At 62.7% G+C, this 6982-nt stretch carries 6 protein-coding genes and 1 pseudogene; 5 read left to right on the top strand and 2 right to left on the bottom strand.

What is annotated here, in order from left to right:
- Positions 1-469, top strand: a pseudogene (locus tag EN935_RS16415) (efflux transporter periplasmic adaptor subunit); the annotation flags it as partial.
- Positions 466-3549: an efflux RND transporter permease subunit gene (locus EN935_RS16410; RefSeq protein ID WP_127263376.1), complete on the top strand. Its 3084-nt coding sequence runs from the start codon at positions 466-468 to the stop codon at positions 3547-3549. The pseudogene EN935_RS16415 and the gene EN935_RS16410, both read left to right, overlap by 4 nt.
- Before the next feature lie 231 nt (positions 3550-3780).
- Here EN935_RS16410 and EN935_RS16405 read toward each other — a convergent pair whose 3' ends face one another.
- Positions 3781-4242 (bottom strand): L,D-transpeptidase, encoded by a 462-nt coding sequence (locus tag EN935_RS16405; protein ID WP_109665510.1) that lies wholly within the window; start codon positions 4240-4242, stop codon positions 3781-3783.
- Between the two features lie 353 nt (positions 4243-4595).
- Here EN935_RS16405 and EN935_RS16400 point away from each other — a divergent pair, with 353 nt between their 5' ends.
- On the top strand, positions 4596-4928 hold the full coding sequence (locus EN935_RS16400; protein ID WP_109665243.1) for a hypothetical protein: 333 nt from the start codon (positions 4596-4598) through the stop codon (positions 4926-4928).
- 57 nt (positions 4929-4985) lie between these two features.
- Complete coding sequence (locus EN935_RS16395) at positions 4986-5153, top strand: hypothetical protein (protein WP_109665239.1); 168 nt, start codon at positions 4986-4988, stop codon at positions 5151-5153.
- Between the two features lie 72 nt (positions 5154-5225).
- Here the strand turns inward: EN935_RS16395 and EN935_RS16390 are convergent, their stop codons facing one another.
- On the bottom strand, positions 5226-5912 hold the full coding sequence (locus EN935_RS16390; RefSeq protein ID WP_126070792.1) for a response regulator transcription factor: 687 nt from the start codon (positions 5910-5912) through the stop codon (positions 5226-5228).
- 46 nt (positions 5913-5958) lie between these two features.
- Here EN935_RS16390 and EN935_RS16385 point away from each other — a divergent pair, with 46 nt between their 5' ends.
- Positions 5959-6732 carry a response regulator transcription factor gene (locus tag EN935_RS16385; RefSeq protein WP_206438756.1) on the top strand — a complete coding sequence of 258 codons (774 nt, stop codon included), beginning with the start codon at positions 5959-5961 and terminating at the stop codon, positions 6730-6732.
- Positions 6733-6982 lie beyond the last annotated feature (250 nt).

The raw sequence follows: 6982 nt of genomic DNA, 5'->3' as shown, positions 1-6982 counted from the left end.
GCAGACGGCACTGACGACAAGCCTCTATGGCGACTACATCTTCGTGGTGCAGCGGGCGAACCCCGCCGAGGCGGCCCCGGCGCAGGCAGCCAAGCCGGAAGAAAAACCCGCTGCTTCAGCCACGGACAAACCGGCTGACGCCAAGCCGGCAGACACCAAGCCGGCCGATGCCATGAAGCCGGCAGCTGATGCAGCCAAGCCTGCCGCCGATGCGGCAAAGCCGGCGGACAAGGCTGCCGACCCGGCCAAGCCGGCGGCGGAAGGTGACAAGCCTGCGCTGGTGCTGTCGCAGGTGTTCGTCAAGCCAGGCCGCCGCAATCAAGGCATGGTCGAGATCGTCGAGGGGCTGAAGGCAGGCGACGAGGTTGTCACCGCCGGTCAGAACCGCCTCTTCAACGGCATGTCCGTCGCCGTAGACAACACCATCGACCCGACCAAATCGGCGAACAAGCAGGCCGACCAGCAATGAGCTTTTCCGATCTCTTCATTCGCCGGCCCGTCCTTTCGACGGTCCTTGCCTGCATGATCCTGCTCCTGGGTTTCCAGGGCATCTTCAACCTGTCGATCCGGCAGTATCCGAAGGTCGACGAAACGGCGATCACCATCACGACGGCCTATCCAGGCGCCAGCGCCGATCTGATCCAGGGCTTCATTTCCGCCCCGATCGCCCGCGCCGTCGCCTCGACCGAGAACATCGACTACGTCACCTCGTCCAGCCGTCCGTCGTCCAGCACCGTGACGGTGCAGATGAAGCTCGGTTCCAACCCCGACGTCGCGCTGACCGAAGTGCTGTCCAAGGTCCAGGGCGTGCGCGGCACCTTGCCCGACGCCTCCAAGGATCCTGTCATCGTCAAGGGCACCGGCCAGCAGTTCGCGATGATGTACATCTCGATGCAGAATCCGAACATGACGAAGGAGCAGCTGACGGAGTATATCGAACGCGTCATCAGGCCGCGCATGTCGACGGTCGAAGGCGTCGCCGACGTGCAGATCTTCGGCGCCCAGGAATACTCGATGCGCGTCTGGATCGATCCGATCAAGCTTGCCGCGCGCGGCGTGACGGCCTCCGAAGTGCTGACGGCGATCAACAATTCCAACTTCCTGTCGGCGCCCGGCAACACCCAGAACGAGTATGTCGTCTCGTCGATCACCGTGCGCTCGACGTTGCAGACGCCAGAGGCGTTCGCCGAACTGCCGCTGCGCTCGACCGATGGCAATGTGGTGCGGTTGCGCGACGTGGCTCGGGTCGAGCTCGCTGCCGAGAACACCGACACCAGGGTCAGCTTCAACGGCAAGCCCGGCACCTTCCTCGCTATCTTCCCGACGCCGGCCGCCAATCCGCTGACCACGGCGGCGGCGCTCACCAAGCTGGTGCCGCAGATTCAGGAGACGCTGCCGAAGGGCATGACGATCGAGGTAGTCTACGACGCGACCGGACAGATCAGCGCCTCGATCGAAGAAGTGTTCAAGACCATCGCCGAGGCGGTTGCCATCGTCGTCGTCGTCATCCTTTTGTTCCTTGGTTCTTTCCGTTCGGTAATGATGCCGATCATCACCATCCCGCTGTCGCTGATCGGCGTCTGTTTCCTTTTGTTTGCGGTCGGCTATTCGATCAACCTCCTGTCGCTGCTGGCCATGGTGCTGGCGATCGGCCTGGTGGTCGACGACGCCATCGTGGTGGTGGAGAACATCCATCGCCATATGGAAGAAGACCACATGTCGCCGATGCAGGCTGCATTCAGCGGTATGCGCGAAATAGCGTCGGCCATCGTTGCCATGACCATGACGCTGGCCGCCGTGTTCGCGCCGCTGGCCTTCACCGGCGGCCTGACCGGCGCGCTGTTCCGTGAATTCGCGGTCACGCTCGCCGGCTCGGTGGTCCTGTCGGGCGTCATCGCCATCACCATCACCCCGATGATGTCGGCACGCCTCCTGAAGTCCGGCACGCCGGGCCGTTTCCAGCGCATTGTCGACGGCGCCTTCGCGCGCGTCGAGCATGTCTATGAACGGGCCGTCACCGCGTCGCTGAACTATCGCCCATTGACACTGATCATCGTGCTTGCGCTTGTCGGCGTCACCGGCTTCATGTTCACCAAGACCTCAACCGAACTGGCGCCGGAAGAGGACCAGGGCTTTCTGCTCTCGCTTGTGACAGCCCCGCGTTATGCGACCTCCGATTACACCGAGACATACGTCAACCAGATTCTCGGTCTGGTGAAGGATATTCCCGAAACACGGGCGCAGTTCTCTGCCGTCGCCTTCGGCGGCACGACAAACAGTGCCTTCGTCGGCTTTGCCTTCAAGGACTGGGCGGAACGCAAGCGCAATTCGAAGGAACTGCAGGCCGACATCACGGCTCGTATCGCCAAAGTGGCGGGCGTCCAGGCCTTCGTCTTCGCGCCGCCGACGCTGCCGGGCTCCGGCGGCGGCCTGCCCATCTCCATGGTGGTGCGATCGACCGGCGATTCCTCGGAAGTGTACGAGGTGGCCGAGCAGATCAAGAACAAGGCGCAGGCCTCCGGCCGCTTCATCGTCGTGCAGAATTCGATGGCCTATGACGCACCCGAGGTGACGGTGACCATCGACCGTGACCGCGCCGCGGCGCTGAACCTGCCGATCGCCGATATCGGCCGCACGCTGACCTTGCTGGTCGGCGGCGCCGAAGTGGCCCAGTTCGACCGCGACTCCAACAGCTACGACATCATCCCGCAGGTGCCGCAGGAATTTCGCGACAACCCCGACAAGCTCGGCGAATACTTCGTGCGCAGCGTGACGGGCGAGATGGTGCCGCTGTCAGCGGTGGTCAAGATTTCGACCAATGCGGCGCCGGCCGCCATCGAGCAGTTCAACCAGCTGAATTCGTCGACGATTTCGGCGCTTCCGCTGCCCGGCGTCACCACCGGCGACGGGCTGAAAGCGCTGGAGGACATCGCCAACGAGAGCCTGCCCGACACCTTCTTCGTCGACTATTCCGGTCAATCGCGACAGGAAAAGGAACAGGGCAACACCATCCTGATCGCTTTCGCGGCGGCCGTTGTCGTCATCTATCTGGTGCTGGCGGCGCAGTTTGAGAGTTTCCGCGACCCGCTGATCATCATGATGGCGGTGCCGCTGTCGATCTTCGGCGCGATCGTGCCGCTCAATCTGGGCCTCGGAACGCTCAACATCTACACGCAGGTCGGCCTGATCACACTGATTGGTCTGATCACCAAGCACGGCATCCTGCTGGTCGAGTTCGCCAACCAGCAGCGCGAAATCCATGGCATGCGACGGCGTGACGCCATCATCGCCTCGGCCAAGGTGCGCCTGCGGCCGATCCTGATGACGACGGCGGCGATGGCGCTGGGCGTGGTACCGCTGATCACGTCCAGCGGCGCTGGTGCCGCGGCCCGCTATTCGATGGGCCTGGTTATCTTCACCGGCATCCTGGTCGGAACCATGTTCACGCTCTTCGTCGTGCCTATGTTCTACACCTTCATCGCCAGCAAGGACCTGCCTCACCTGGCCGAGAAACCGGATCCCAAGCTGATGCCGGCGCTGCCGAGCTAGAGCAATTCCAGGAAAAGTGTGTAACGGTTTTCCCGGGAAAAGCGCATAGCGCTTTCCCTTGGGAATTGCGCAAGACAAGTTGGAAACAAAAGAAAAGAGGCCGGAAATCTCCGGCCTCTTTTTTTGGCTGGGCTCGATACCGCCGGTTTGCGCTGTACTCAATACCGCAGCGTTTCCCGGTGGGAGCTTTGAGGCGCGGCAGCATGCTGACACGCCGTCGGTCACAGCCTGCTACTTGACGATGACGATGCTGGTGTTGGTCGCCCCGAAGGTTTCGACGAGCTGGTAGAAATCGGCGGCGTTGTCGGGATGCAGCCGCACGCAGCCATGCGAAGCCGGCTGGCCGAGACGCTTGATCGCATAGGTCGCATGCACCGCATAGCCGCCGCTGAAGAAGACCGAGTGCGGCATCGGGGCGTTGTCGTATTTCTTTGAGTACCACATCTCATGCATGCGCGTCGGCTTGAACGAGCCGGTCGGCGTCACATGGGCCCGGTCGCCGGTGGAAACCTTCCAGGCGAAGGTTGGCCGGCCGTCGACCGAGACTTCCATGATCTGCTGTGAAAGCGAAACGCGCGCCACGATCTTGTTGGCGGCGTGCGCCGCGCCCGAGCCGGCGCCGAACAGCAGTGCGGCGCCCGTCAGCGCGGCGGCGGTGATGTTGATGAGCTTGGCGGAAATGGCGGTATGCATGATGACGTCCCCTCTCTCTGCCGGTTCGGCCGGCTCCAATTCGATGGCTGCTTATCCCAACGTCATGTTTCGGGGAGATTTCGCAAAATGCTCATTTGTGTTTCGAATCTGTTTCCTCAGGTTAACGAACGCTGCCTCCATAGAAGCGAATGAGAGTCGGCCCGCTCGTCAGCCGATGAGGCCAAAGTCAGTAACATGAGTATCCGCCTCTAAACGAAAGTGCGAGTTGGTCGCATACGAAAGAAGAGCCGGCGATCTCGAAACCGAACTGCAACAAAACGAGGCTTCAAGCGGCATGATCCGGATACGGGCCGCAAGCAAAGTTGACGCAACGAAAACAGCCGGTAACGAACATGGAAACGAAATCGAACGCACTGTCCTGGCTTCTCAGGATCAGCATCGCGGCAGCGGTCATCGGCGGCGTCGGCACGGTTGCCGGCACCCCGCTTACAAGGCTCGGCGCGATGACGTCAGGCGAGATTTCGACGCTGCATGCCGCACTGTTTTTCGCCACGGTCTGGATTGTTTCCAGCCTGCGCATCGCCCGGCTAAAGGCCCTCTGGCGGGTCGGCCTTAGGCTGACGGGTTTGCGCGGCGCCTCCGGCTACTTGCTGCCGAGAGGACCGAAGGCCCGCGCCGCGACGGGGGGCTCCGTGGGCGGCGCGGGCACTTCGGGGGTGTCCTGAAGCGACCCACAAACACATTCATTTTTGAAGAATTGGCACTTTTGGGGAACTGCTACGATGAAAACGAAATTTGCCGCTTCGGTGCTGTCCGCACTGCTCTACGCACAGGGCCTGCTCGGTTTTGCCGGCCTTGCCACCGTGCTGCTCAGGGACCGCGCCCATGCCAGCGAACTGGCCATGGGCAGTGACATGCCGGTGGGCCCGTCACTTCTGCTGGTACGCTGAGCCCCAAGAGCATCGGGCCCAGAGATGGAAAACCCGATGCTCAGCCAAACAAGTTGCCTGGGTGTCCGGCAATCAACCGGCGAATTGCTGCGGCGGATCGAACCGGTAGCCGGCGCCGCGTATGGTGGTGATGGTTTCGGTGTCGAGCTTGCGGCGCAGCCGCACGATGCGCGAATCGATCGAGCGATCGAAGGCGTCGGCGTTTTCTGCCGGTGCCGCGGCAATGATGTCGTCACGCGTCAGCACCTTGCGCGGACTGGCAAGGAACAGCCTGAGCAGCGCCACCTGACCGGGCGAGAGCTGTTCCTCCGTGCCGGAGCGATGCATGACCATGGCCGACCTCAGATCGACGGTCGCGTTCTCCAGCACGATCAGTTCCTGGGTGCCCCTGCCGCGTCGCGAAAGCAGACCGCCAACACGGGCAGCCAGTTCCCGGACATTGAGCGGGCTCTCGACGACGTCGGCCGCACCAAGCTCGAGCGCCAGCACCTTGTCGACGAGATCGGCCGGCCGGCAGATCAGGATGAAATCCGGTCCGCCCTCGCCACCATGGCGGCGGAGCAGGTCGCGCCCTTCCGCCTGGCTGAGGCTGTCGCCGACGACGACGACGTCGATGCCCTTCCCCGACAGCAGCGATTCGGCCTCCCAAGGCTGGCGCGCCTGACGCACATCGTGACCGCGCCGCTCGAGATGGTCGGCGAGTTCGGTCGCGACCACTTCGGCAACGGAAACAAGCGCGATGATCGATCGTGCGGCCATGTTTTCCCACCCTGCAACAGACATCCCGAGATGAGTGCTGGACATCATGTTTATACCCAATCTACTTTCCACTGAAAGTGGGAGCGAAAGCATCGTGCGGGCAAGAATTGTCATCGTCGAGGATGAGCCCGACCTGAGGGACGCGGTTGCCGAATATCTCGAAGCCGCCGGCTATGAAGTGGTCACCGCTGAAAGTGCTGCCGCCGCGCGCAGCCTCGTTGAAACGCAGTCGTTCCATCTCGCCATACTCGACATCGCCATGCCCGGCGAGGATGGCCTGTCGCTCGGCCGCTGGCTGCGCTCGAAGCTGCCGATCGGCATCATCTACGCCACCGCCGCCGGCACCGCGCTCGACCGCATCGTCGGGCTGGAGCTTGGTGCCGACGACTACATCGTCAAGCCTTACGAATTGCGCGAAGTGCTGGCGAGGGTCCGCAGCGTGTTGCGCCGGGTTCCCCAGCCGCAGGAACTTCAGGACAAGAAGGCCAGGACCGATCGCCGTTCCGTTGCTTTCGGACCTTTCCAGGCTGATCTCGACGGCAGGTTGGTCACCGGCGCCAATGGCGCGGTGGTCGAGATGGCCAAGAGTGAATTCGACGTGCTGGAGGTTTTCCTGACCCGCGCCAACCGGTTGCTGACCCGCGCCGCGATCTCCGAGGCGATCGGCTTCACCGAAGATCCGGAATCGTCGCGCGCGGTCGACATTCGCATCATGCGGCTGAGGAAGAAGATCGAGACCGATCCGGCCAATCCGAAATTCCTGCGCACGGTGCGCGGCGAAGGCTATATCTTCTCGCTGCCGACCGGCGACGGCAACTGAGCAGCGAGGCCAGAGGGTTTCAAGTTCGGGCCGTTGCTCGTTGATCGAATTGGCATGACCTGTGGAATGACGGCTGACAATGACCGCTGAAGCAGCAAGCACGGAGATGCAGGGTTTCAGGCAGGGCGCTGCGATGGCGGCCGTGCGTGTCGTTCGCCGGCTGCGCGAGGCCGGCGACTGGCAGCGCGAGATGGAAGGTATCCTGGAAACGCTCTGCCGGGCCATGGATTGCCAGCGCGGCATCCTGTTT

The organism is Mesorhizobium sp. M7D.F.Ca.US.004.03.1.1 (genome assembly GCF_003998635.1).
GTDB classification, from domain to species: domain Bacteria; phylum Pseudomonadota; class Alphaproteobacteria; order Rhizobiales; family Rhizobiaceae; genus Mesorhizobium; species Mesorhizobium loti.
The sequence above is the reverse complement of the archived record's forward strand: the minus strand, read 5'-3'. Positions and strand labels throughout refer to the sequence as shown.